Below are 24,336 nucleotides of genomic sequence, written 5' to 3'. Positions count from 1 at the left end.
TAATCATGAAGGGAATGAAATCTATTGTCTATATTGCAAAAAGAATACGATGTAGCAGTTCTTGGAGGAGGTCCGGCGGGAATTACGGCTGCCATTAGCGCGGCGAGAAATGGAGCGAAGACGATTCTCGTAGAGCGTTATGGCTTCCTTGGCGGTATGTCTACCGCTGCGATGGTATACCCATGGATGACCTTTCATACGGCAACGGGTGAGCAAGTTATTAAAGGGATCGCTCAAGAAATTGTAGATCGGTTGATAGCTCTTGGCGCATCCCCTGGTCACTTAAGGGATACTGTTGGATTTGTTCATACATTGACGCCCTACAATCCTGAGGTATACAAGGTTTTGTCTTGCGACATGCTTCAGGAAGCGGGAGTAGATATATTACTGCATACAGCGGCTATTGATGTCCAAACCGAGGGAGATCGTATACGTGGTATTTCTCTTTACAATAAAAGTGGAATATCGACGCTCCGAGCAAAGGTGTTTGTTGATGCAACAGGAGAGGGAGATATTGCTTACATGGCAGGCGCTCCCTGGGAGCAGGGAAATCTCGAACAAAAAGTACAGCCGATGACAATGAAGTTTCGTATGAAGGGCGTTGATCTGAATCAGGTCAAGCAATATATGCAAGAGAATCCTACAGAATTCTACGAAAAATCATTGATTTCGGAGTTGAATATCTTGCCTCTTACAGGAGTTATGGGGTTCTATTCAAAGTGGAGGGATGCAGCTCTTCATATCCAACGTGATGGTATCTTGTTTTTTAGCGGACCGGGTGAGGATGAGGTGCTTGTAAACGTATCCCGGGTGTCCGGCTTGGATCCAACGAATGTTGAGGATTTGACCGAGGCAGAGATCGAGGGACGCAAACAAGTACTGCTGTTAGAGGCGTTCTTTCAAAAATCCATTCCGGGATTTCAAAATGCTAGTGTTACAGCGGTTGGAACTCAGATCGGGGTTAGAGAGTCAAGACGAATTATCGGAAAATATATGTTGAATGGCACCGATGTATTAGATGGTAAAAGATTTGATGACGTTATTGCTCGAAGTGGTTATCCAATTGACATTCATAATCCAGAGGGTAAAGGTGTCACTGCTAATTTTATTCGGGAAGGCGGCGCATACGATATTCCGTATCGCAGCATTGTTCCGCTAAATAACTCAAATTTATTATTAGCTGGTAGATGTATCTCCACGACACATGAGGCTCAGGCTACGACCCGTTTGACTCCTAGCTGTATGGCGATTGGTCAGGCCGCAGGCACCGCAGCTGCGATGGCTGCACTGTATAACTGTGCTGCGGCGGAGGTTCCTATTCTTGAATTGCAGGAACGGTTAATAGAAGGGAATGCTGAACTAGGATTGGTGGAGAGGGTTGTTCATGATGAGTAAGCTAATCATACAAAGTAATCATCCTGTACTTGCTTTTGCTTGCGAAGAATGGAACAGATTGTTGAAGCTCTCCGGTAGGGCTGCAACTATGCCTACTGATGAGGTGTGGGTCGGGACATGGGAAGAGCTGAAGAATGGGCAACCAGAACTGCTAGGCGTGGATGAATGGAGAGACTCTGGCTTTAGTGATGAATTCGTCATCTATGAGACGGAGAACAAGATTGTTCTTTCAGGCAAATCAGAGCGAGCAGCATTATACGCTGTATATCAATACGCGCAGGAGGCTTGGGGCCTTCACACCGTATATCCTAGTTCGACATCTAGCACTTCTAACATGAAGCAGCACTATCCGGTAGATTCAAAACCTGCTCGAGAGAAAATTCGATGGTATGCTCCAAGAATGGAACGCAGAGGGTTTGTATTCGAAACAATCAATGAGCCACACTACTTAAAAGAAATGATCGATTGGTTTGGTCACAATAAAATCAATGAAATGTTCTTTACTTTTTCATTATGGAACCAAGTGGGTGAAGAAATTGCTCCCGAATTGATCAAACGCGGAATCCAGGTCACGCTCGGCGGTCATAGTATGAAGTTTTTTTTGAATAAAAAAGAATACGAGGATCTGAATGCCGAAGCAGATCATCCGTATACAGCCAAGTCACAGCTGAACTTCAAAGATAGTACATGGCAAACCCTGTTTCTACAGGATATTACAGCATACTGTCATACCGTGCCCAATTTAACTCGAATATCGCTGTGGCCGGAAGACATCGCGGATCGGCAAACAGAAGGCTTCCTCGAATATTACGTACAATTTACGGAAAAATTGAAGGCTAGCTTATGTCAATCTGGACTAGATGTAGAAGTAGAACATATTGCCTATAACGCAGGCCTAGCTTGGAATATGCTAGAGCGAAGTGAAGTAAAGCCATCTACTGAAGTCGACACACTTTATGCTTTTTGGGGTCGGGATTATCGGTACGGATACGATAACAGTCCGCATGAAAGTGATCGAAGGGCGAAAGAAGCGTTAGAGGATTGGGCACATAGGCTTAAAAGCACGGAGCGTAAGCTAACTATCTTTGAATACTATAGCGATCATTTCATGCTGACGAACTTGTTCCCTTTTCTACCACAGCGCATTCTGAAGGACATAGCATATTACGAGAAGCAGAACCTGCTCGGTATGGTGAACTTAGTCGTTCCGTATCGAGGTGCTGATCCTTATCCGTGGAAATGGGTACATGGATTTAACAGCTATGTATTTTGTAAAGCGTTGTGGAGTGATCAAATGGAGGAAATTCTTAGCGACTATTACTCCTGTTATCCTGAGAGTGAAAGAGCCGCAGTTCAAGCTTTATTCGAAGTGATTGAAGCCAAGCTACCTTGCATAACATCATGGAATGCTCTCTTATTTCCTGCAAGAGTTGTAGATCCTGAAGAGGCCGATGCTAGCAAGGAGCAAAGAGAGATGATTCTTGCAACTCTTGAGGATATAGGGAGCAGTATACAGAGCATCCTGCAGCGATCCGGGCTTAATCCAGATTTAGAGCCTTATCGATATGCACAACATATCCTTAATTATACGGATATCCTAAAGCAACGATGGCTTGAGCAATAAACTGGATCAAAGCGAGTTAGGATGATTACGCCATAGAATCAACGCCATGAGCTACGACCCAATCGATCTGATCAAGCTCTAGGTTGGCTTAATACATCACCATAGCCCCAACCTGCAAAGAACCCGCGTCCGACGCGGGTTCTTTGTTTTTACTCTTTTCCAGTAGCAATGGAATTCTCCTCATAACTGATCCAATCGTTCCAGCTTCCGGCATACAGCTTAACGTTCGTAATCCGCCTTCCTCCAATGCGATCACGTCCGGGCAGGCACAGTGATGTTGTGTCGATGAAAATATATCAAAAAATGTTTAATTTAGGGAAGGAATAATGATATGCTTCTGTCTGTGCTTCTCCCTTTGTGAAGGCTCGGCTGCTTTCCGTTTGTAATAATCGCTCCTAGATACTCGCAGTATTTTTTGATATTCTGTTATAATACTCGTTAGATATACCCCCTTATTAAGAAAAAAGGTGAAATTAAGAAAAAAGGTGAACATTCATGCTTTCATTCTCTAGATTGATCAAATGCAAACCCCCAATCCCGTAATTTCTTTGCCAGCTCTTTGAGATTTTTGAATGATAAGGGGGAAATTAGCTGTGCAAAGAAAAATCTCAAATCCATCATTATTGTTGTTAATTATTCTTGTAGGTTTTCCGCAGATTAGCGAAACGATATATACACCTTCATTGCCGGACATTGCCCATCAATTAGGAGCAAGCAATAATGCAATTCAGCTTACGCTCAGTATTTACTTTTTAGGTTTTGCCTTCGGTGTTTTTTGCTGGGGAAGGCTTTCGGACTCCATTGGACGGCGACCAGCCATGCTTTGGGGTATCCTGGTATATGGGATCGGCAGCTTGGGTTGTTATCTGTCCGGCTCAGCCGAATGTTTATTGTTATGCCGATTCATTCAGGCTTTTGGTGCCAGCACCGGCTCTGTAGTTACACAGACGATTTTGCGCGAGAGCATTGATGGTGCGAAGCGCCATGCGGTGTTTGCCCAGATTTCAGCAGCGCTTGCGTTTACTCCTGCCATAGGGCCGCTCATTGGCGGATGGGTGGATCAATCGCTTGGCTTTAGAGCGGTGTTCTTCACGCTGGTTTTGATGAGTGCAGCTATTCTAACGTATACCTGGATCTCTCTGCCTGAGACCAGAGTGACGGCGACAACGAGAATCAACACCTTCTCTGTAGCCAAGCGTCTGATCACTGATCGCAGGGTATGGGGGTTCGGTTTTCTCATCGGAGCAACCAACGGTATATTATTTAGTTACTATGCTGAAGCCCCGTTTATATTTATTGGCTATTTTCAGATGAGTCCCGGCAGGTTTGGTTTCTTCGGTATTTTTGTTGCGTTGTCATCCATTTTGGGTGCGATGCTGTCGAAAAAACTGCTTACCCGGCTCCAGGCAGAGAAAATTATCATGTTCGGCTCAATCATTTCAACGGTGGGAGCTGCTAGTCTCACATGCTTTGCTGTCAGCGGGATCAACGCCACGATGACCGATCTAGCGCTTATGGTAGCCTGTATATTTATTCTTCTGCTCGGCATCGGGATGGCTATTCCGAACTGCCTCAGTCTGGCGCTGATCCATTATGGGGATGTTCTCGGTACGGCAGGAGCGATCTTCGGATTGGGCTATTACGTTGTCGTTAGCCTGATCACCAGCGGCATGAGCCTTCTTCACAATGGCTCGTTAGTAACGATGCCGTTGTATTTTCTTGGTCTGGCTATCGTCATGGTCCTTGTAAGCAGGCGGCTTGTGGGATACGAGGCGAGGTAGCTGGCATTGTAATGAATTTGGGTGAACGTTAAAGGTATTCATTTGCAGTATGGCTTCTTCTAACCTTATTTCTCATATCCGCCTTATGGCCACTGCCATCGTTCTCCATGTTATTCAACGGATGGTTATACGGAGGTAAAAACAAGCGGCATCCGACCTTGTCGGCTGCAGTAGTTTGTACGAAATATCGTACAACTGCGTTCTCGAGGCGTTCGGTCGCGGCAGTTTTGTACGAAAAATCGTACAAATGCGCTCCCGAAATCGTCCTCAGCAAGAACTTGTATGAGAAATCGTACAAAGAAATCTCGAGGCGCTCGGTTGCGGCAGTTTTGTACGAAAAGTCGTACAAGTTGGAAAGTCGTACAAACGGCTGTTTTTACCGTAAAATCTGTAGTTCAACTTATATAGAAGAGATGGCCCCTGAATTCTTCGGGGGTTCTCTTTTTTATTCCACTGAGAGTTGAAATATGCTTCAATAGTTCCAAGAAGCTGTCCTTTTACGAATAAAATAGCTTTGAACCTCAAGAATAAAGATGATTCTTCTTCATTATTTTGCAGAAGTCGAAGGAACTATATATTGCGTAAAAAGGAGGCCTTGCCGATGAGTTATCTCTACGAATTTATTGACTATCAAGAGGATCTGCCGATCAGGCTGTTCGTGAACAGCGTCGCGTATGTACCTTTTCATTGGCATAAGGAAGTTGAGATTATCTATGTTCTGCAGGGCGCGATTACGATTCATCTGGATCAGCGGAATTATGAACTGAGCCAGGACGATATTATCGTCGTGAACAGCATGTCTGTTCATCAGATCGAGCGCTCGAATCCGGACAATGTCCTGCTTACGCTCCAATTTAGCCCGGAGCTGCTGGATGAGCATAGGGCTGTGGCCTGCAATTCTTTGTATCAGATGCCAGAGAACCGGGACATATATGATAGCATTCGCCGCTATTTGGCACAGATGGCCTGGGAAGCGAGCAAGAAGACACAGGGCAGCCGGAATTATTCAATGGGTCTTCTGTACATGCTGGCGGGACATCTCATGCGCTATTTCTCCATGCATATGACGGAAGAGAAGCGGAGCAATGTCAAAGATTATGATTATCAGCGCCTGAATCGTGTTTTGGAATTTATCGACCGCAATTACAGCCAGAAGATTACGCTGCAATCGATTGCCGATCAGGAGCATTTAAGCCTGCATTATTTCTCCCGTTTTTTCAGCGATAAAATCGGTATCCCATTTCAGAAGTATTTGACTTCTGTCCGATTGGAGAAAGCGGTCAATGCATTGATGAACACTAATCACAGCGTAACCCAGATCGCTCTCGATTGCGGCTTTGCGAACGTCAAGCTGTTTAATAAATATTTTAAAGAAAAATACGACTCTACTCCCGGCGCTTTTCGCGAGGCCTTTATAGAGGCAAAGTCTGTGGATCCTACCCGCAAACCGCTTACTTACGAGGAATCGCCAAGTGCCGATTATTATGAGGTGGATACGATTCAAGCAATGGAGTCGCTTTACCGGTATTTGGAGCCGTCTCAAGAATCGACTGCCATATCCTCAGCATCAAGCGTCATTTACGATCAAGTGGAAATCCTTATCCATAAAAAGGCCGCAGGTACTCCTTATGCGAAGCATTGGAATTGGCTTACCACGGCTGGAAGAGCGGTTGAAGGATTGCGTGCCGATTGGCAGGTGCAATTCCTTGAGCTTCAGCGCAGACTCGGGTTCACGCATATCCGCTTCCACGGCATTTTTAATGATGAGATGATGGTGTATTCGGAGTCGGAGGATGGGGAGCCCGTCTACAACTGGGCTTATGTCGACAAGCTGTACGATTTCCTGCTTCAGGCAGGCAGTCGGCCGTTCGTCGCCCTAAGCTTCATGCCTTCGGCACTTGCCCGCTCGAAGGAGACGATCTTCTGGTGGAGAGGGCATATTGCTCCGCCGAAAGACCAGAATAAGTGGAATGCGCTTGTCCGGGAATTCGTGCGCCACTGCTTGAACCGCTACGGCATGGAGGAGGTATCAACGTGGTACTTTGAAGTATGGAATGAGCCTGATCTATCCGGTGTATGCTGGGCGGGCACCAAGCAGGAATATTTTAAGTTCTATGCCGAGACGGCAGCAGCCATCAAGTCGATTTCTCCTAGGCTCCGCGTAGGCGGGCCTGCTATGGGCTACGGCTCCCTCTGGAACGACAACTGGGCTGAGGAATTCATTGATTTCTGCAGCAGCAGGCAAGCACCGATCGACTTCTTCTCATTCCATGTCTATTCTGAATATCCGAATCAGAAAGAGGAGCAAGCTAAGCTCACGACGCTCATGCCGCCTGCTTACTATTTGGACAGCGTGAAGCGTCTGAAGTCGAAGCTTGCGGGGATGGTTTTGCCGGAACTGGAGCTTCATATGACGGAGTGGAACTTCTCTCTCTATGACCGCAATTTGATTCACGATACGATGTTCATGGGGGCTTTTGTCGTTCATCATGCGCTGCAGACAATAGGTACATTAGAATCTATTGCCTTCTGGTCATTTACGGACGTATTTGAGGAGAGCCAAGTACCTTCCTCGATTTTTTATGGTGGTTTCGGTCTCATGAACCGTAACGGGTTGAAGAAACCCAGTTATTACGCCTTCGAGTTGCTGGCCAAGCTGGGGGATCGTATTTTATCCCAAGGCGATGGGTATGTCGTAACGAGCGGCCGAAACGAAAGCCTGCAAATATTGATGTATAATTACACCCATGTGGATCAACTCTTCGCCAGCGGCGACTGGTCGGGATTGACGGAGACAAGCCGGTATACCATTTTTGAGGAAAAAGGCAATCGCTCATACCATCTCAAGCTGGACGAACTGGATCACCGCTATAAATTGACAAGCTACCGGCTGGATCGTGAACACGGATCTGTCTTCGACGAGTGGCTGCGCCTAGGCGCACCGGTTAGTCCGACGGAGGAAGAGCTGCAATTTTTGCAGCATAGGAGTGTTCCAGAAATGCAAATCGAATGGATACCCGCAGCAGAGCACTTTGAGCACACCTATATCGTACCCCCGCATGGCATACTGCTGTTGACCCTGCAGATCCAATATTGACATACAATGAGTTTAGGAACGCCTCTTCGAATGAAGAGGTGTTTTTTGCTGTATAGCTGGGCGATGCATGTAGCATGTTAGTTTGGAGGTAACGAAAACGACAAAAAACAAACCTACACAGGACAAGGAAGGACGAGAAAGCGCTATCAAAGTTTGATTATAATGAGCATGTAATTAATCAATACAAAGCCTAACGATATAGGAGGAATCATAATGCAACGTCTAATGAAGTGGATGGAAGAGAATTTCGCCCCACGATTAGAAGCATTTACGAAGAATGTCTGGGTGGATTCCATTCAGGAAGCAATCATGGTTACACTGCCGATGATCTTCATTGGATCACTAATTACATTAGTGTCCATTCTGAATGATTTCATCCCAGGTATGCCCGATCTGTCACCTATCACGACATTCAGCTTCGGATTACTTGGGATTTTTATTGCTTTTCTAACGCCATATATCGTCATGCAGAAGAAGGGACACGACAAGATCAAGCTCATTGCGGGCGCAACCGGCTTATCTTTGTTCCTGATGCTGCTCAAACCAACCTTCCATGACGACGGAACGGTACAATTCGTCCTTGAACGATTCGGCCCATCCGGAATGGTTACCGCTCTTTTGGTAGGTGTATTCGTAGCTGTTATTATCAATGCCTTCAATCGATTCTCATTTTTTAAGAAAGATACGACATTGCCTGAATTTATTAAAGACTGGTTTGACTTCCTTGTCCCGATTGCTCTGATTCTGGTCATCGGCTGGGTTCTGACCTATCAATTGCATTTTGATATGTTCGCTCTAATCGTTACCATCTTCAACCCGTTGCAAACGATTAGCCAGACCCTTGCGGGCTTCGTCTTGTTCAACTTCATCGGAGTTCTGCTCTATTCCTTTGGTGTCAGCCCGTGGGTGATGACTCCGATCTTCTACTCGATCTGGATTCCGGCGATTGAACAGAATGCTTCACTCGTTGCTCAAGGGTTGGATCCTGTCAATATCAATACGTTCGAGACCTTCTTCTCCGGCTGGGTCGGCGTCGGCGGACTAGGGGCGACTCTGCCGCTAATCGTCTGGTTCCTGTTCGCTAAATCGAAAAAACTGAAATCGATCGGGAAAGCAACGATTGTACCATCCCTGTTCAATATTAATGAACCGGTCATTTACGGGGCTCCGGTCGCTTTTAACCCGATTCTAATGATCCCGATGTGGATCAACGGCATCATTACGCCGATTATTGTCTACATCGTACTTGATCTCGGGCTTGTAGATATCCCAAGTAAAGTATTCCAGCTTTGGTACACGCCGATCGGCATCTCAACGTACATCTTAACGGGGTTCAAGGGCGTCGTGCTTCTGGCGGTTGTATTGCTTCAGATGTTCTTCGTCTGGTTCCCGTTCTTCAAAGTATACGACAAGCAAGAGCTTAAGAAGGAACAGCTTGCTGCTGAATAGTTAAAGGATAGGAGAGAGAAAAACGATGAAATCAACAAATGAATTGCTCGCAGCTATGACTTTAGAAGAAAAGGCGGCAATATGCGCCGGACTTAATATGTGGATGACCAAGGGCTTCGAACAACACGGGATTCCAGCCATTCATATGTATGATGGAACGAACGGGATCCGTAAGACGAACAGCGACGAAGAAATGGGGGTAACAGGGGAGAATATTCCCGCAACCTGCTACCCTACGGGCTCGGCGATTGGCTCGTCCTGGAATACGGATCTGCTGCATGAACTCGGCGTTGCGCTTGGAATTGAAGGACGAGAGATGGGGGTTGAACTCCTCTTGGGGCCAGGAATCAACATGAAGCGTACTCCGCTTGGCGGACGGAACTTTGAATATTACTCCGAGGATCCGTGCCTGTCGGGCGAGCTGGGAGCCGCATTTGTGAACGGTATGCAAAGTCAAGGCGTCGGCGCTTCCGTCAAGCATTTTGCTTGTAATAATCAGGAATTCGAGAAGATCGTAACAAGCTCCGAGGTCGATGAACGGACATTGCGTGAGATTTACCTGAGTGCCTTTGAGCGTATCGTGAAAAAAGCCGATCCATGGACCATCATGTGTTCCTATAACCTGTTGAACGGCTCCTATACCAGTGAGAACGAGCATTTGTTAAACGATATTTTGCGTGAAGAATGGGGATACGATGGCGTAGTGATCTCAGACTGGACAGCCGTCAATGACCGGATTCGCGGCTTGGCTGCGGGGCTTGACCTTGAGATGCCCGGCCCTGCTTACTACAACACCAAAGCGATTGTTCAGGCTGTTCAAGAGGGGAAATTGGATGAAGCTGTCGTTAATAAATCCGCTGCCCGCATTCTCGAGCTCGTTCGCAAGACGGCGGAGCCGCAGGTGGAAGCTGCAGCTTCGGGCATCGACTATCATGAGCTGGCACGTAGGGCTGCGACTGAGAGTATCGTCTTGTTGAAGAACGATAATGGCATTCTGCCACTTGATTCCGAGAAGATTTCTAAAATGGCCGTGATCGGGAAATTCGCTAAACAGCCGCGAATTCAGGGAGCGGGCAGTGCGAGGGTAACGCCGACCCGCGTAGATATTCCGTGGGATGAAATGAAGAGCATTGTAGGCGATAAGGTGGACATGGTCTATGCTGAAGGTTATCCCCAGGATGATCGCATCGATGAACAAATGATTCAGGAGAGCGTTACGCTTGCGGCCTCTGCCGATGTGGTTGTGCTGTTCGTCGGTCAACCGGAGTACGTTGAATCGGAAATGCATGATTTAGAGACCATCGAGCTGCCTCTGCATCAACAGAAGCTGATCAAGGCGGTGACAGAGGTTCAACCGCATTGCATTGTCGTGACCAGCAGCGGATCGGCGCTTGCCATGCATCCTTGGGTTCAATATGTACCAGGTGTCCTTCATTCCTGGCTTACAGGACAAGGCAGCGGACGGGCGATTGCCGATATTCTGCTTGGGCGTGTGAACCCTTCCGGCAAATTATCGGAAACCTTCCCTGTCAAATTGTCGGACAACCCAGCGCATATGCGGATACGCGGGGAGAACGGCAAGCTTTATTATCGCGAGGGGCTCTTTATCGGTTACCGTTACTATGACCGCAAAGAGCTGGCGCCTCAATTCGCGTTTGGACATGGATTGTCGTATACGACATTTGCTTATTCCGACCTCAAAACTGTTTATCAAGACAGAAAAATGAATGTGACCTTGACCGTGGAAAACACGGGAACGCTGTTCGGCAAAGAGGTTGTACAGCTTTATGTTCATGATGAGGAATGCAAATGGATTCGTCCGGAGAAGGAGCTTAAAGCATTTGCGAAAATAGCACTCGCACCTGGCGAGAAGCAGCAGGTTACTTTTGTGCTGGAGGAACGCGATTTTGCATACTACAACACGAAATACAACAAATGGGTTGCCGAGACCGGATACTTCCAAATCGCTGTCGGCAGCTCTTCCCGGGACATTCGTCTGCGTGAACGCGTCTATTGCGACTTCGGTCAGGAGCCTGTCTCCTTCCACAAGTTCAGTTTGGTCAGCGATTGGATTAGCGAACCGAAGGCTAGAGCAATCTTCGAGAACTGCCTCGCGGAAATGAACAAGCATGTTACTGAGCAAGTGGTATTGGATGATGTGTTTATCGGCTTCTGGGGCGATTTCCCGGTCATTAAAGTCATTCAAATGTTCGGTCAAACCTGGCTTGTTGACCGCTCGCCGGATGATGTGGTCCAAGAGATGATTACGGAATTCGAACGGCAATAAGCAAGAAGTTATTCATTGGTCTTGATGTAGGCGAAGTTCTTATAATGCAAGCCTTGTTTGGAGCACCTCCAAGAGTTTGTTCTATATCTTCTTAGATATAAGAACAGCTCTGGAGGTGTTTTTTAATGGCTGCTGCAGCGAATTATTCGAATTAAAGATCAGGATGCGAGAACGTCGACTACCAAGTGCCAGGGCCGCTATAGAAGGGGGGACGCTCTATATGATTTCGCCGAGCGTGTGCAAAACGTCAAGAGTCAAAAGTATTCGAAGTCGGTGACATTATGCCAGGACTATATTTTCAAGCATTTGTACGAGGAGATCAGCCTTTCCCAGCTTGCTGAAGCCACTGGCATGAATCCCTGCTATTTGTCGGATCTATTCAAGAAAGAAACCGGTATCTCCATAAGTGAATTTATCCAGCGCGAAAAAATTGAGGAAGCCAAGAAACTGATGATCTACACCAACCACTCTTTATCCGAAATTTACACCATGCTTAATTTTTATGATCAGAGCTATTTTACCAAGGTGTTTAAGAAGTTCACAGGCGTGACCCCTAGACACTTCAAAAACTCAAACGGCGCGTGGTAGTCCATTAGAGGTAGCCTGAACAGACGGAGAAAGAAGGAGCTAAAACTTACCGCATTAGACAAATGGTCAAGCGAAGCAAGGAGGCTCCCTAAATGGTGGATGGGGCTGCGATGCTGTTGTTTTGCAGATGTTAGCGGTTGTATGCAGTTACTCCCAGTACGGAATACCCGTGAAGAGAAATGCCTCTTGGTTTACATAATGTTTAAACTCTCTGCTGGCTAACTTCTCTATATGGCTCGGCAGCCATTCAAAAGCATCTGGCAGGCCGAGCCAGAAGTTCATAGTTTCAAGCTGTGCGGCAACAAAAAAGCCTTCCAAAAGTTCGACATGGTTTTCCGGCAGCTTGAAAATACCGGCGTACGCTTCAAGTAGTTTAATTCTGAAAGACGGATGTATATAAGAGAACGTCCAACCGAGATCAAACAAATAATAGCCAAAGCCGCATGCTCCAAAATCGATAGGCCGACACTCTTGGTTATAAAATAAGAAATTGCTTGGTATTAAGTCAGCGTGGATTATTCCCCAATGGTTTGGTGTCTTTTCTATAGTATTCATCATGTGAATTGCACGTTGTCCTGCTACTATAAGCAACTCTGCGTCTTCTTGATTGATTTGTCCGGATTGGGATAATTCTTTAATCTTTTCGAAGGATTGCAATATACGTGACCCATCAAAGGCAGGTCTTGAAAAATGTTCTGGAGGAGTCCATGAGGAAGCCTGTTGATGTAACTTCGCAATCATTTGGCCAACCAGACTAGCCTCGTCCACAGTAGAAACGAACGGTTTTTGTTCCCCTTCCACCCATTGAATCAATGTACACTTAACACTTCCCACATCTGTTACAAAATCACCCTTGCTATTCTTGAAAGGGGAAGGTATGACTAAATCAGTCTCTTTTGATAAAGCTTGAAGCCATATCATTTCAGAGCTGATCACTTCAGGATTAGTCCAAAAACTCTCCAAATTCTCGCTTTTCGATTCATGGAATCGGAGACTGTAACTGTTGTGCTTTACGTCGATAACTCTAAAAACCAAGTTTGCACTTTGTCCCACAAGATCAACTGAATCAGCCTGAATAGGATAATGTGTTAATGCTTCCGTTGCGATATCCAAAGCGTTATTCAAATTTTCCCCTCCGTTTTGCTATATGATAACTCTCATTGTACCAGGTTTTACAATAGGGTTATAACAGTATGCTCCTAAGAGTGATACGGCAATATTGAACAAAAAGCGCAAAAAGGGCTGCAACAGGTCACTTGCTTCTAACCCGCTACAGCCTCTAAACCCGCGTCTGATGCAGTCTAATGGCACATATTGTTTAACTGTCTATAATGATCTGTATTCAAGATGAAGCAGGGGAAATGGCTGACCCGAACTGTCCAATTCCGAACGCCCAATCTGTACAAAGCCAAGCCGTTTGTAGAATGCGCTTGCTCCATCGTTTTGCTCATTGACATCCACTTGGAGTGTGCTTCCTTTTAATTTTTGGGCGTGTTTTATTAAACGGCTGCCTATCCCCATACCGTGGTATTCTGGATCAACAAAGAGCATTTCGATCTTGGTACCAACTAGTCCAATAAACCCTATCGGTTCTTTATTTTCGTTTCTTCTTACCCAGATCTCAACTTCTCTTAATGCTCCGTTTCGAACTATTTCACGATAAAATTGGATATCGGAATCCGCCAAAAATGTATGAGTAAGACATACAGCCCGATACCAAATATCCACTAATAAATCGTGATCACTTTCCTTGTAGGGAGTTATTTCATCCAACATTATTGTTCCTCCATTCGTTCAACACACTTCGGCATTTCGTAGAATTGTATGGACATTAACCGCGACAATAAGCGTATCTGCCTGTATTAACGAAACCCGTGCAGAGACTCACTTGGCCGTCGCCATAACATTCATTCGCTCCAAAATATCAAATAACGCCTCGTTGAATTTCTCCTTCCGGTCAAGCATGGCAATATGACCCGCATACGGAATGGAATAAAACAGCTTGAGCGGCGCTTTTATTGTTGAAAAGAATTCCTGTGCTAGCGGATAGGGGGTTTGCCAGTCCTGCTCGCCATGTATATAAAAGACAGGTATTTCAAATGTAGCACCCATAGACGACAGATTGAACGATTCCATTAAATATTTCCAAATATGACGCTGTCCGTCGCCAAATGCTCCGGAGATGAAAAAATAGCTCATTTCCTTGAGAGTATAAAATGGTGAACATAAAGCATTGATGATAAGCTCTGTTGTTGGACCGGCCGACAACTTATATTTTCTTTGAAATTTTCGAACCTTCGTAAGTTTCCTGATCATTTCGTCATCGAATGCGAGCGGAGGATAGGGCTTCAAACGAAGAAGAGCCTGATAATCGTTGTCGTTTCCCGCTTCTTTCGCCGATTTCAGTACTTTTTCATAGCCGACGTGTTCATTGTCAATCATATTGACAACCTGGCCAACACCGATATAAGCCTGCACAAGCTCCGGATATTTTTTACTGAACAAGCTGCCTAGCACCGAGCCCCATGAATGGCCTAAAATGATAATCTTCTCTTTGTTATACTTATTTTTCAAATATTCCACAATTTCATAAGTATCCTGAACGATGCGTTCAACTGTGGTTGTTGGCGTAACTTGTTTCGGATCATTACTGAAATAGGTTTTGCCGCTGTTTCTTTGATCCCAATGTACGACCGTGACACGCTTCTCCCACGGGATTTGAAACTCTTGGGCAAACGGCAGTATAGGCTCTCCCGGGCCGCCGTGTAAAAACAGCATCACAGGATTGTCAATATCCTCACCCCGATGATGCAAATATTGCGAAATGCCGCCTATAGTTACGAACTCTCTACAATCAATACCCTTGCTCATGGGAGCAATCCGAATTTGATTTGCCTTCTTCTTTTTCTTGTACTGGACAAACAGAACCAAGCCAACGATTAATATAAGCAATCCGCCTAAAACTATCAATAAAACGCTCATTACTTGGCTCCCCCCGCCATGTAGTCGGCAATGGAATGGACGAGTATATCCAGGGCCTTCTCTCTTCCCTGGTCACCAAAAGGCATATCTGTCGAACCAATATAATGGAGCGCATTCATTAAATAGGCAAGCACATCCATCTCGCATCTCGATTCGTCAATGCCGCAAAGCGCAAGTGTCCTGCTGAAATAGTCGTTTGATTTTACTGATTCCCAGTCTACCGCCTCATCTGGAAGCTTGCGAAGCATATACTCTATATCCGATGGAGAAACGTAAAGTACAATGCTGTCCGCTGCCAGATAGATTTCCTTCAATGCCTTTACAAGCCTTTCTTTCAATTTTATTTTTTCGGACAAAACGGACTCCACTCTCTCAAACATTCTTTTCTCGCTCTTTTTGATAATCGTATAGAGGAGTTCCTCTTTGGAATTGTAGTACGAGTAAAAGGAACCTTTACCGATATTTGCCGCAATGGTGATATCCTCCACAGTGACCCGCTTTACGCCTTTTTTGCGAATCAGTTCAATCCCTTTTGTATACATCGCTTCTCTAACCATTTCCTTTTCATGTTCAGTAACAATTTTAGGCATACATCCCCCTCATTTCACTGACTATAAATTCATTTTTCAGTCATTAAAAATATATTAACCGCTTTTCCCGCTTCTTACAAGATGCTTTGTTTTTAACTTATTTTCTGCATCTCCAAGACAACCATAGTCCCAATAAAAAGAACCCGCGTCAGACGCGGGCTCTTACATTTTGAACCAAGGCGAGTCATTTACCTACCAGCCAGCTCTTACAACCATCCGCCAATCCTTGAAGCTCATTAAATAACACGCCGGCATGATAGCCGTCACAAACTGCATGGTGGAGTTGTGCCGATAAAGGCAGCAATACATTTGCATCCTGCTTATAAAATTTCCCTATGGTAAATATGGGTAGCAAATACGTTCCCTCGTTGTAGATATTCAGGTTAAAACCTGTAAAGCTGACCCAAGGGATGCTGGAAATTGGGAACGTATTCGGCGGTTCGTTCGTGTCAGGGAATAACTGCGTTACATTCTTGTATGTCTTTGTCTGCTGCAGGTAGTGATCGTAAAACGTTCTAAACTCCTCGCTGAACGGTGTCCAAATACTTGAGAAGGTTTTATCCTCCTCATGAAATATGGTGAAGCTGGGAGACATACGATCCCAAACGCCCAACCGTCCCTCCGAATCAAAGCAAGTTCGGAATTCGCAGTGGCGATTAACCACCGTTGTAATCATATAGAGCAGGGCCGGATATAACTTCATCCCCATGCTTTTAAGTTCTTCCTGCAAAAGGGTGATGTCGATATTGGCGGTCATGCTGTAGGTGCATCTTACATGGTTTAAATAATGTTCAAAATAAGGCTTTCTGTTCCAACTATCAATATCAATCGGATTGAAAATCATTTTTTACCCTCCTAAAATTTTATATTTTAGGAGGGAACATCGACTGCTCTAACCATATCCTCATTCACATTCCTTGTCTATTTTTGGTCGTGACTATGTGCTGCTCGACTTGCTTTTAGATTTTGATTTGACCCTTGATTTCGTATGATTGTGTATGAATAATCATATAGATTTGACCGCGCAAAGGCAATATCAATGAATCTGGTATGAAAAATCATACATACAGTTACAGATTTTCTCTCAGCACAACAATTGTAAATTGTATGATTGCACATTCGAATCTTGTTTGCAAGCTGTTGAACGGAATGCTCAAAGAGAGCCGCATCAGCCTGCCCACCGGCAATCTGTCGCAGCCCTCCATCCCGCGTCCGGCGCGGTCTTACGCATTCCCTCTTCCAACGTTGCAATCGGATTGTTCGCGTACACGATCCAGTGGCTTCAACTGACCTCATCCAATTTCACGTATGTCGGCGACGGATTCACGATCGACAAGCTCCGGTGCCACTCGAACCGTGCGCGCCGTCCCGCCATGAAGCAGCTCGATGAGCAGCTCTGCCGCCAGCAGACCGATTCGATCCGAACGATGGCGGATGGTGGTGAGCGACGGGCTCGTATACGCGGTAAAGTATGCACCGTCGTAGCCGGTAACCGAGATGCTGCCAGGCACCGCAATACCGCTGCGATGAAGCTCTTGGAGCACTCCCATCGCCATCAGGTCGTTGGCGCAGCTGATGGCCGTCAGCTCCGGGGCACGATCCAGCAGCAGGCGAGCGGCATGAACACCGCTCGAGCCGCTAAAGTCACCGGCCTCCATGAGTGTCGGTTCATGTTCAATGCCCGCCTCTCGAAGCGCGTCGCTGAAGCCCTTGTACCGTTCCTGTGAGAACGGCAGATTAGCCGGACCGTTCACATAGCCGATCTTCCGGTGTCCTCGTTGGGTCAAATGCTGTCCGATGAGCCGCCCTCCCTCGTAGTCGTCCGACATAACCAGAGAGCACTTCGCGCCTACGCTCTCCCCCAATGAGACAGCAGGCACCTTCAGCCGCAGCGCTTCCTTCATGAGCGGGTGCTCCTTTCCGAACGGCTGCATGAAGATGCAGCCCTCGAGGTTGCGCATGCCTACCCATTGGGACAAGCTGTTTGGCTTATAATCGTAAACCGGTACGGAGAAGATGAGCATGTCCTTGCCGATCAGCCGGAGCGCCTTACGCAGCGGCGCGAACAGCTCATCGTACTCACGTACGAATTCATTGTCGAGCTCGGGCATGAACACCCCTATAAGATTGCTTTTGCGGGTGACCAGCTGCTTCGCGCCGAGATTCGGCACATAGCCGAGCTCTGCAGCCGCCTGCTGAACCTTGGCGATCGTTCGAGGGTGGACGCCATAGCTTCCGTTCAGTGCCCGGGACACAGTACTTGTCGATAATCCTACCCTCTTCGCGATGTCTTGAATGGTAGCCTCCAGCGCACCATCACCCTTTCTCGGCATCAGCCAGTATTTTGCCGGCTTCCAACTTTGACAGATTGTCATAATTATAAGCTTTTCCGTTTTTAGAAGCCAGCTCCTGAATGGCAGACAGCTGCGTCATCGTTGCCGGCTGCGCCTGGATGATAGCCATCATATTGTCGTGCGCAATCTTCTTTGCCAGCGCCGGGTCGTCCAGCAGGTACAGGATCCGATACATCGCGTCGATCGCTTGTTCCTCGCTCTCGATGCCATAGCCGGAGTCGGAACTAAGAATGAAGCGATCCGGGTACTTCTTCATAATGGGTATAAAGATCTCGGGATGACCCCCTCCATCGGGATTATAGACGGAGAACCCGGCGAAAAAGTCGGCATACAGGTTTGGATAAATCCCGAGCAATCGATCGATTTCTTCCGGCGAATTGTAAGCATTCATATGAGCGAAGATAAAGGTTGTGTTCGGATGAGCCTCCAGCGCCTGTTCCAGCTTGAGAATTGGCAAGCCGTTCGGCGGATCGATGTGAAGCAGTATCGGCGCTTTATAAGTCGCAATGAGGTCGTAGATCTCCGGCAGGAACCCATCCATAGGATCCGAGGCCTTCCAGTAAGCGAGGGATACGATTGGTGAATAGGTCGAGGCTCCGGCAATCTCGCCAAGGCCGAAGTAACCTTTCTCCAGATTGTCGCGGATGACGTCCAAACTGCCTTCGTCATGTAGGTCGAAGCCTGAGAAGAACGGGAGAAACTGATCGGGTGAGCTCTGATAGGCCTTCCAGGCGGCTGCATCTGTCCCGATCGCGCTCGGCTCGGAAATGTCGCCGAAGAGAACGACTTTGTCGATATGATATTCCTCCCAGACATCCAGCATAGATAAATAACGCGAGCTGGAAGCATTGTGGTTATGCGCGTCGATTAATCCCAGTGGTTGGAAGGCATCGGCAAGCTGCTCCAGCGTTGGTTTTTCCCCGGCTTGCTTCAGCTTTGCTAGGCGTTTCTCTACCGCCTTAAGGGAACCCGACGAAGTTGTTTCTGCTCCCTGAAACGGCAAGTAGCGGTTGCTGTTTAGCCAAGCGATGATAATGACGACAATGCAGCCGACTACCAGTAGAGCTATGCTCACCTTCTTCAGATTCAGACTCGTCCTCATTGTGAACACTTCCTCTCTTGATTTTTAGGGAACGTTCCCTAAATTGAATATAATATACTCTAATATCCTATCATTTGTAAACTAATAAATAGGGAACGTTCCCTAATGGACTCAGGTAAATGTTAACATCATCGTCTTCGACCGACTCTTGCTCCGCACGAAAGGGGAAGCTGCACCTTTTTGTGGAGTGACACAAGCGAAACCGACGGACGTTCAACAACAACCTGACCCGACCGCCTCACTGTGGCTGTCTCCGTGCTTTTCCCACTTCTTGTTTGCAAGCTGTTTCTCCTGGGTCTCATAATTGAGACGATTACATCCAAGCCTTATCCTGAGGTACTTCATGAGTTTTATTCCTGTGACCCGGAAATATATCGGTTGGGGACATGAAGCTTTAATCAGACTGCCTATAGGGAAAAAGGATGAACTATCTCAATGTTAATGTATTGCGCAAATTGGAAAAATAAGTCTATTCTAAATTCAGCCCGTTCAACATTTTTGGATGAGAAAGGCTGATATTGGGCTTTTTGTACAAATGCAGGTATATGTTCGTTACCAAAATTTGTTCAGAAATTGTTAAGTTTGAACTCCTATAATATTCGTAGAAGTGATCATAAAGCTTCCTCACACACTAACCTCCTATTATTTTTCCATAGTTACATATTTTTGTGGACACAATTGAAAACTGAAAGAAATTGTGAAAAATTTTGAAAATGTTAGAAAATAAATGAAAAAGAGAATGATTGCTTCTTTTGTTATATTTTATAAACTTTTCATTTAGTAGAGGATTTCGTGATCATGGAACTTCATAGTTTATAAATTTTAAGGAGTGGGAGAGATGGATGATAAGTGCATATCGGTAGTAGTCCCTGCTTACAATGAAGAGGAGGTCATCCGGCAGTGCTACGATGCATTAACGGACATCATGATCGACACAAGGTATGAATATGAGCTTGTCTTTGTAAACGATGGGAGCAAGGATCGTACGATGAGCATCCTTGACGAGCTGGCCAGACTGGATGAGCATGTGCGGATCGTAAATTTTGCAAGAAATTTTGGCCATCAGGCAGCGGTAACGGCAGGGATCAATCTGGCGAAGGGGGATTGCGTTGTCATTATCGATGCGGACTTGCAGGATCCTCCCGAAGTGATTCATCAGATGCTCGAGAAGTGGGAAGAAGGATATGACGTCGTGTACGGCAAACGAAAAAAACGCAAAGGTGAAACGCTTTTTAAGCTTGCTACGGCTTCTTTGTTCTACCGCTTTCTTCAACGCATGTCAGATACCGAGATCCCTCGGGACACAGGTGATTTTCGCCTAATTGACCGGAAGGTTATACATGTATTCAATCGAATGACCGAGCGGAACAAATTTATTCGAGGAATCATAAGCTGGATCGGATTTAATCAGAGCTATGTGGAATATGAACGGCATGAGCGGGCTGCGGGTACTACGAAATATCCGCTGCGCAAGATGCTTGCCTTTGCTTCTGACGGAATTTTCTCGTTCTCATCCAAACCGCTTAAGCTGATTACTCGAATGGGGATGTTGACGGTAGTATTGGCCTTCTTTGTACTCGTATACTCTTTGTGCGCTAAGTTACTCGGTCTTCCTGAAGTAGAGAGAGGCTGGACGTCCATTATTACGGTCATAACATTATTTAGTGGTGTACAGATGCTGTCGCTAGGCGTTATGGGCCAATATATTGCCCGAATCTATGATGAGAGCAAAAACAGACCTCAGTATATTGTGAGAGAAACAGTCCATTATCCCCGTGAAGAGCTGCATGCGAACCAGACCTATCAGTATTATCCCCCGTCGGAGATTGTTTCCAAATGATAATGGGGAAGTACCAGGTACAGGATAAGACAAACGCGCTATATGGCGGATTTGGGGAACCGGCGGCGCAACAAGCTTACTCTTTTGATAATTTGATGGCGTTGCTCGCGTATACCCACCAGAGCCGGGTGTTTGCGGACGTGAAGGCAGGTGCAATAAATTGGCAAAGGCTCCTTGGTTAAAAAAGCTCGGTTACAGGCTGACTGTCCTTAGCCGATATGTTTCCCCGTCTCTGTTGGCAACGTCATTGGTGCTGATAATTACAGTCTTCGTGCTGTTTGTACCCCCGTACATTGGGATGGCTGACAACGGCGACTACTTCCGGATTTTGTACAGCAATGGACTGTATTTTAATAACCCTGACTATGACAGTTTATATTTCGGCTATTTTAACAAGGAATTCGGAATCTTCCAGTACTTCAACGAAAATGCATCTATGTATTCCTCCTCCCAATCCCTTCTTATACGTTTATCGATTTGGATCAATCAATGGTTTAATCAGCAGGTGTTTGATATTCGGGTCCAAGCGGTGTTGTTGACGTTATTGTATACGGGAGCCGTCTATTTGTTCGTTGAGGCATTAACCTGGAAAATGAAACCCAAATACGGATACATCGTAGCCGTTTTGGCTGTGTTTTTATTTGCAGATACCGCATATACGGCTTTCTTTAACTCGTTTTTTGGCGAGAGTATAGTCTGGATTATGCTTACCTACTTATTTGCTTCAGGCCTGCTTTTATTCCGTAATCGGTACTCCGATTATGCGATGATGGCTGTTCTTTTCATAAGCGGGCTCCTGCTTACAACGAGCAAGCAGCAAAATGCCCCTGTTGGCGTCATTATTGCCGTGATGGGAATCGTCTTGATCTTTGTACGCAAGCAGCGAAGCTTCCGGGCGATGATGGCTTCATCGCTTGCGGTACTGATGGTTGCAGGCATTGCCACCTATGTGCTAATTCCGAAGGAGTTCGTCAATGTAAACAAATACCATGCCATGACCCGCGGCGTGCTGATGCAGTCTGAAGACCCTGAGACGACCCTGGAATCCTTTGGAATTAACAGACAGTACGCCGTTCTAAATGGAACCATTCATTACGAGCCATATACGACCGTGGATGTTAACTCCCAGATTCTGGAGGATAGTTTCTATAATCACTATGGGTTTGTATCGATTCTTAGCTATTATTTGGCCCATCCTGATCAAACAGGAAAAATGATGAATCTGGCTGCGAAAAGTGCATTTACGATCCGTCCGCCGGCGATGGGCAACTATGAGAAGTCAGTCGGAAAGCCCTTTGGCGCGCAAACGACGTTTTTTTCCGGATATAGCGAGCTGAAAAAAGAGCTTGCCCCCAAAACCTTTGGTTTCATTGTGATTTGGATGCTGGTCATTATCGGATTATATGCACCGCATTTTGTTGCTGCGATCAAGGCGAAGCATGTACGAAGCATGGTTCGGCTGCCTTTGATTCTCATGATGATGTTTATGGGGCTGTCAGGAATCCTCGTCTCGATCATCGGCGCAGGGGACGCGGATTTGTCGAAGCATGAATTTTTATTTACGGCGGCTTTTGATTTGGTGACATTTGCGGCAATAGCCGATGCGATATGCCGGAATCTGTGGCAGAACAAGCCGGCGGCTTATGATGAACCGTTATGATGCGGAAGCAAAATCAAAAGAAAAGAGGGACGATTTCATTGAGGCGAAACCATCGTTTGCATATCGGGCTGCTGGTGCTGCTCATTTCGGGCCTAATCTTTCCGGCATCGGTTCAAGCGGCTAACCCTTCATCTTTTGCTTCGGTTCTTATTGTATATGACAGCCTGGGGATAGGCACGAAGGAAGAAGGCAACGTCGAGGCTTTAAAACGGCTTCTTGCCGCATTTCGGGTTCAGGTTACGACCGAGTCGATTGATTCCTATACCCCAGGGGCGCTAAGTAACTATTCCAAGCTTATCGAGGTGCACAACCGCTCCGATCTTGTGGAGGAAAATAGTGAATATTTAACGGATTTGCAGTCCTATCAAGGAGATATTCTCTACATCGGAGGGATGCCGAGGGACAAACTGGTTCAGTCGTTAGGGCTTCAGGTTCAAGCCGTGGAGAAGGTGGCGGATTTTTCGATCGGACCGTTCGTTGAAAAATCCATCCGTCTCCGGGCCGTGTTTGATTCGGTAGAGCCTGGGGTTCAGCGGTACGGAGCTTTAAAGCTCCAGGACGCAAGCTATCCTTACGGGATACGACAGGGGCCGCTTGCTTATGTACCTTTCATGGAAAAAGACACGCTTAGCGAAATTGCCTTGTCGTATGTACTTAAGGATTGGCTGCGCCAGCAGGGACAAGAAAGCCATTATTATCTTGTTTTCAAGGAAATCTATCCTTTTTCAGACTTGCGGCTACTGGAACGAATGGCGGATGAGCTGTATGAAGCAGGTATCCCGTTTATCGTAAGCGTGCATCCGGTATTCAGCAATACGGATTACCCTGCCATGAAGCGGTATATCAACACCTTGAAGTATATTCAATCCCGCAATGGCACTGTTTTGGTAGAAGCGCCGTTCGTCGCTACGATCCGGGATGACGGCCGTGACTTATACCGTCAGATGGAGCATTTTATCGATGTATTGGCCGAAGAGGGCGTTGTACCGCTTGGAATGGGAGCGGAAATGTTTTGGACTTATGATGATCATTTTGCGACGGAAGGAATGACTTTTTTTGACTCGGTGATTCTTTTTCCAGATACACGTCAGATCTACAAAGCGAAACGGAATCGATCCGAAGCTTTTTCTTCCTCGGTTTACAGCGTAAATCCGGCCTTTATACAGCGTTACCTTGCTGACGGACGTTTGTTCAATCCGCTTCCGATGGATACTGCATTTACATATGATTTTGTGCAAAATGAATCGGAGCTTGAGAGCTTGGCTCAGGGGCTGAAAAATAGCTGGATTACCTTTGATGATTATAAAAAAGGGGCCCACAGCGTAAAGACCGAAAGCAACGAACTAGCATCGGATTACGGCTCGCTTGTGCTGAATGGAGTCAGTTTAGGCACTCAGGCCAGCCATGTAGAAACCAGCTCCGACTATGTATACAAGCAGCATGAAGAGAAAAGCTTTGAGGCCTGGTTTACGGTTCAGAATAAATTTTTTGTTATCGTTATTTTCATTACTTTGTTTGTATTTTCCGGCTTCCTGATTATTGGATCTCGCATGTATAAACGGAAATTTTACAAGTAAGGAGGCAGTC

General features: G+C 46.2%; 17 protein-coding genes and 2 pseudogenes. 11 read left to right on the top strand and 8 right to left on the bottom strand.

Annotation, left to right across the window (positions count from 1 at the left end; all coding sequences use genetic code 11):
• The first annotated feature begins 24 nt into the window (after positions 1–24).
• Both ACE3MQ_RS21380 and ACE3MQ_RS21375 read left to right on the top strand, forming a co-directional pair.
• Entirely contained in the window at positions 25–1,395 is a 1,371-nt protein-coding gene (locus ACE3MQ_RS21380) for an FAD-dependent oxidoreductase (protein WP_379396480.1), read from the top strand.
• Positions 1,385–3,019 (top strand): beta-N-acetylhexosaminidase, encoded by a 1,635-nt coding sequence (locus ACE3MQ_RS21375; RefSeq protein WP_379396478.1) that lies wholly within the window; start codon positions 1,385–1,387, stop codon positions 3,017–3,019. The genes ACE3MQ_RS21380 and ACE3MQ_RS21375 overlap by 11 nt, the downstream gene beginning before the upstream one ends.
• A 149-nt stretch (positions 3,020–3,168) precedes the next feature.
• Here ACE3MQ_RS21375 and ACE3MQ_RS21370 read toward each other — a convergent pair.
• Positions 3,169–3,287 (bottom strand): annotated as a pseudogene (locus tag ACE3MQ_RS21370) (sulfurtransferase); the annotation flags it as partial.
• 325 nt (positions 3,288–3,612) lie between these two features.
• Between ACE3MQ_RS21370 and ACE3MQ_RS21365 the strand changes: the two are divergent.
• From ACE3MQ_RS21365 to ACE3MQ_RS21345, 5 genes and pseudogenes are all read left to right on the top strand, one after another.
• Positions 3,613–4,800, top strand: coding sequence for a multidrug effflux MFS transporter (locus tag ACE3MQ_RS21365; RefSeq protein ID WP_379396476.1), 1,188 nt, complete (start codon positions 3,613–3,615; stop codon positions 4,798–4,800).
• 601 nt (positions 4,801–5,401) lie between these two features.
• Entirely contained in the window at positions 5,402–7,897 is a 2,496-nt protein-coding gene (locus ACE3MQ_RS21360; protein WP_379396474.1) for a GH39 family glycosyl hydrolase, read from the top strand.
• A gap of 213 nt (positions 7,898–8,110) precedes the next feature.
• A complete protein-coding gene (locus ACE3MQ_RS21355) occupies positions 8,111–9,346 on the top strand; it encodes a PTS sugar transporter subunit IIC (protein ID WP_379396472.1) in 1,236 nt (411 codons plus the stop codon).
• A 25-nt stretch (positions 9,347–9,371) separates the two neighbouring features.
• Positions 9,372–11,633, top strand: coding sequence for a beta-glucosidase family protein (locus ACE3MQ_RS21350; RefSeq protein WP_379396470.1), 2,262 nt, complete (start codon positions 9,372–9,374; stop codon positions 11,631–11,633).
• Positions 11,634–11,843: 210 nt separating this feature from the next.
• Positions 11,844–12,221: pseudogene (locus ACE3MQ_RS21345) on the top strand (helix-turn-helix domain-containing protein); the annotation flags it as partial.
• A 147-nt stretch (positions 12,222–12,368) separates the two neighbouring features.
• Here ACE3MQ_RS21345 and ACE3MQ_RS21340 read toward each other — a convergent pair.
• The 7 genes from ACE3MQ_RS21340 to ACE3MQ_RS21310 all read right to left on the bottom strand — a co-directional run bounded on the left by ACE3MQ_RS21340 (position 12,369) and on the right by ACE3MQ_RS21310 (position 19,249).
• Positions 12,369–13,346: a phosphotransferase enzyme family protein gene (locus tag ACE3MQ_RS21340; RefSeq protein ID WP_379396468.1), complete on the bottom strand. Its 978-nt coding sequence runs from the start codon at positions 13,344–13,346 to the stop codon at positions 12,369–12,371.
• A gap of 201 nt (positions 13,347–13,547) precedes the next feature.
• Positions 13,548–13,997 carry an acetyltransferase gene (locus ACE3MQ_RS21335; protein ID WP_379396466.1) on the bottom strand — a complete coding sequence of 150 codons (450 nt, stop codon included), beginning with the start codon at positions 13,995–13,997 and terminating at the stop codon, positions 13,548–13,550.
• Between the two features lie 108 nt (positions 13,998–14,105).
• On the bottom strand, positions 14,106–15,203 hold the full coding sequence (locus ACE3MQ_RS21330) for an alpha/beta fold hydrolase (RefSeq protein ID WP_379396464.1): 1,098 nt from the start codon (positions 15,201–15,203) through the stop codon (positions 14,106–14,108).
• The gene (locus ACE3MQ_RS21325; RefSeq protein WP_379396462.1) at positions 15,203–15,793 is read right to left on the bottom strand and encodes a TetR/AcrR family transcriptional regulator; all 591 of its coding nucleotides are present in this window, start codon (positions 15,791–15,793) and stop codon (positions 15,203–15,205) included. The genes ACE3MQ_RS21330 and ACE3MQ_RS21325 overlap by 1 nt, the downstream gene beginning before the upstream one ends.
• A 184-nt stretch (positions 15,794–15,977) precedes the next feature.
• The gene (gene catA, locus ACE3MQ_RS21320; RefSeq protein WP_379396460.1) at positions 15,978–16,637 is read right to left on the bottom strand and encodes a type A chloramphenicol O-acetyltransferase; all 660 of its coding nucleotides are present in this window, start codon (positions 16,635–16,637) and stop codon (positions 15,978–15,980) included.
• A 448-nt stretch (positions 16,638–17,085) separates the two neighbouring features.
• Positions 17,086–18,126 carry a LacI family DNA-binding transcriptional regulator gene (locus tag ACE3MQ_RS21315; RefSeq protein WP_379396458.1) on the bottom strand — a complete coding sequence of 347 codons (1,041 nt, stop codon included), beginning with the start codon at positions 18,124–18,126 and terminating at the stop codon, positions 17,086–17,088.
• Positions 18,110–19,249, bottom strand: a complete 1,140-nt coding sequence (locus tag ACE3MQ_RS21310; RefSeq protein WP_379396456.1) for an amidohydrolase family protein — start codon at positions 19,247–19,249, stop codon at positions 18,110–18,112. The genes ACE3MQ_RS21315 and ACE3MQ_RS21310 overlap by 17 nt, the downstream gene beginning before the upstream one ends.
• An 838-nt stretch (positions 19,250–20,087) precedes the next feature.
• Between ACE3MQ_RS21310 and ACE3MQ_RS21305 the strand changes: the two genes are divergently transcribed.
• From ACE3MQ_RS21305 to ACE3MQ_RS21290, 4 genes are read left to right on the top strand one after another with little or no spacing between them, the layout of a single operon-like run.
• Positions 20,088–21,089: a glycosyltransferase gene (locus tag ACE3MQ_RS21305; protein WP_379396454.1), complete on the top strand. Its 1,002-nt coding sequence runs from the start codon at positions 20,088–20,090 to the stop codon at positions 21,087–21,089.
• Positions 21,086–21,271 carry a hypothetical protein gene (locus ACE3MQ_RS21300; protein ID WP_379396452.1) on the top strand — a complete coding sequence of 62 codons (186 nt, stop codon included), beginning with the start codon at positions 21,086–21,088 and terminating at the stop codon, positions 21,269–21,271. Before ACE3MQ_RS21305 ends, ACE3MQ_RS21300 begins: the two co-directional genes overlap by 4 nt.
• Entirely contained in the window at positions 21,250–22,749 is a 1,500-nt protein-coding gene (gene wsfD / locus ACE3MQ_RS21295; protein WP_379396450.1) for a glycan biosynthesis hexose transferase WsfD, read from the top strand. Before ACE3MQ_RS21300 ends, wsfD begins: the two co-directional genes overlap by 22 nt.
• Positions 22,750–22,787: 38 nt before the next feature.
• Positions 22,788–24,326, top strand: a complete 1,539-nt coding sequence (locus ACE3MQ_RS21290; protein WP_379396448.1) for a hypothetical protein — start codon at positions 22,788–22,790, stop codon at positions 24,324–24,326.
• Positions 24,327–24,336: the final 10 nt, after the last annotated feature.

It is taken from the genome of Paenibacillus lentus (assembly GCF_042714055.1).
Lineage (GTDB): Bacteria > Bacillota > Bacilli > Paenibacillales > Paenibacillaceae > Fontibacillus > Fontibacillus lentus_A.
Note: the sequence above shows the minus strand (reverse complement) of the source record. Positions and strands in the feature narration are given on the sequence as shown.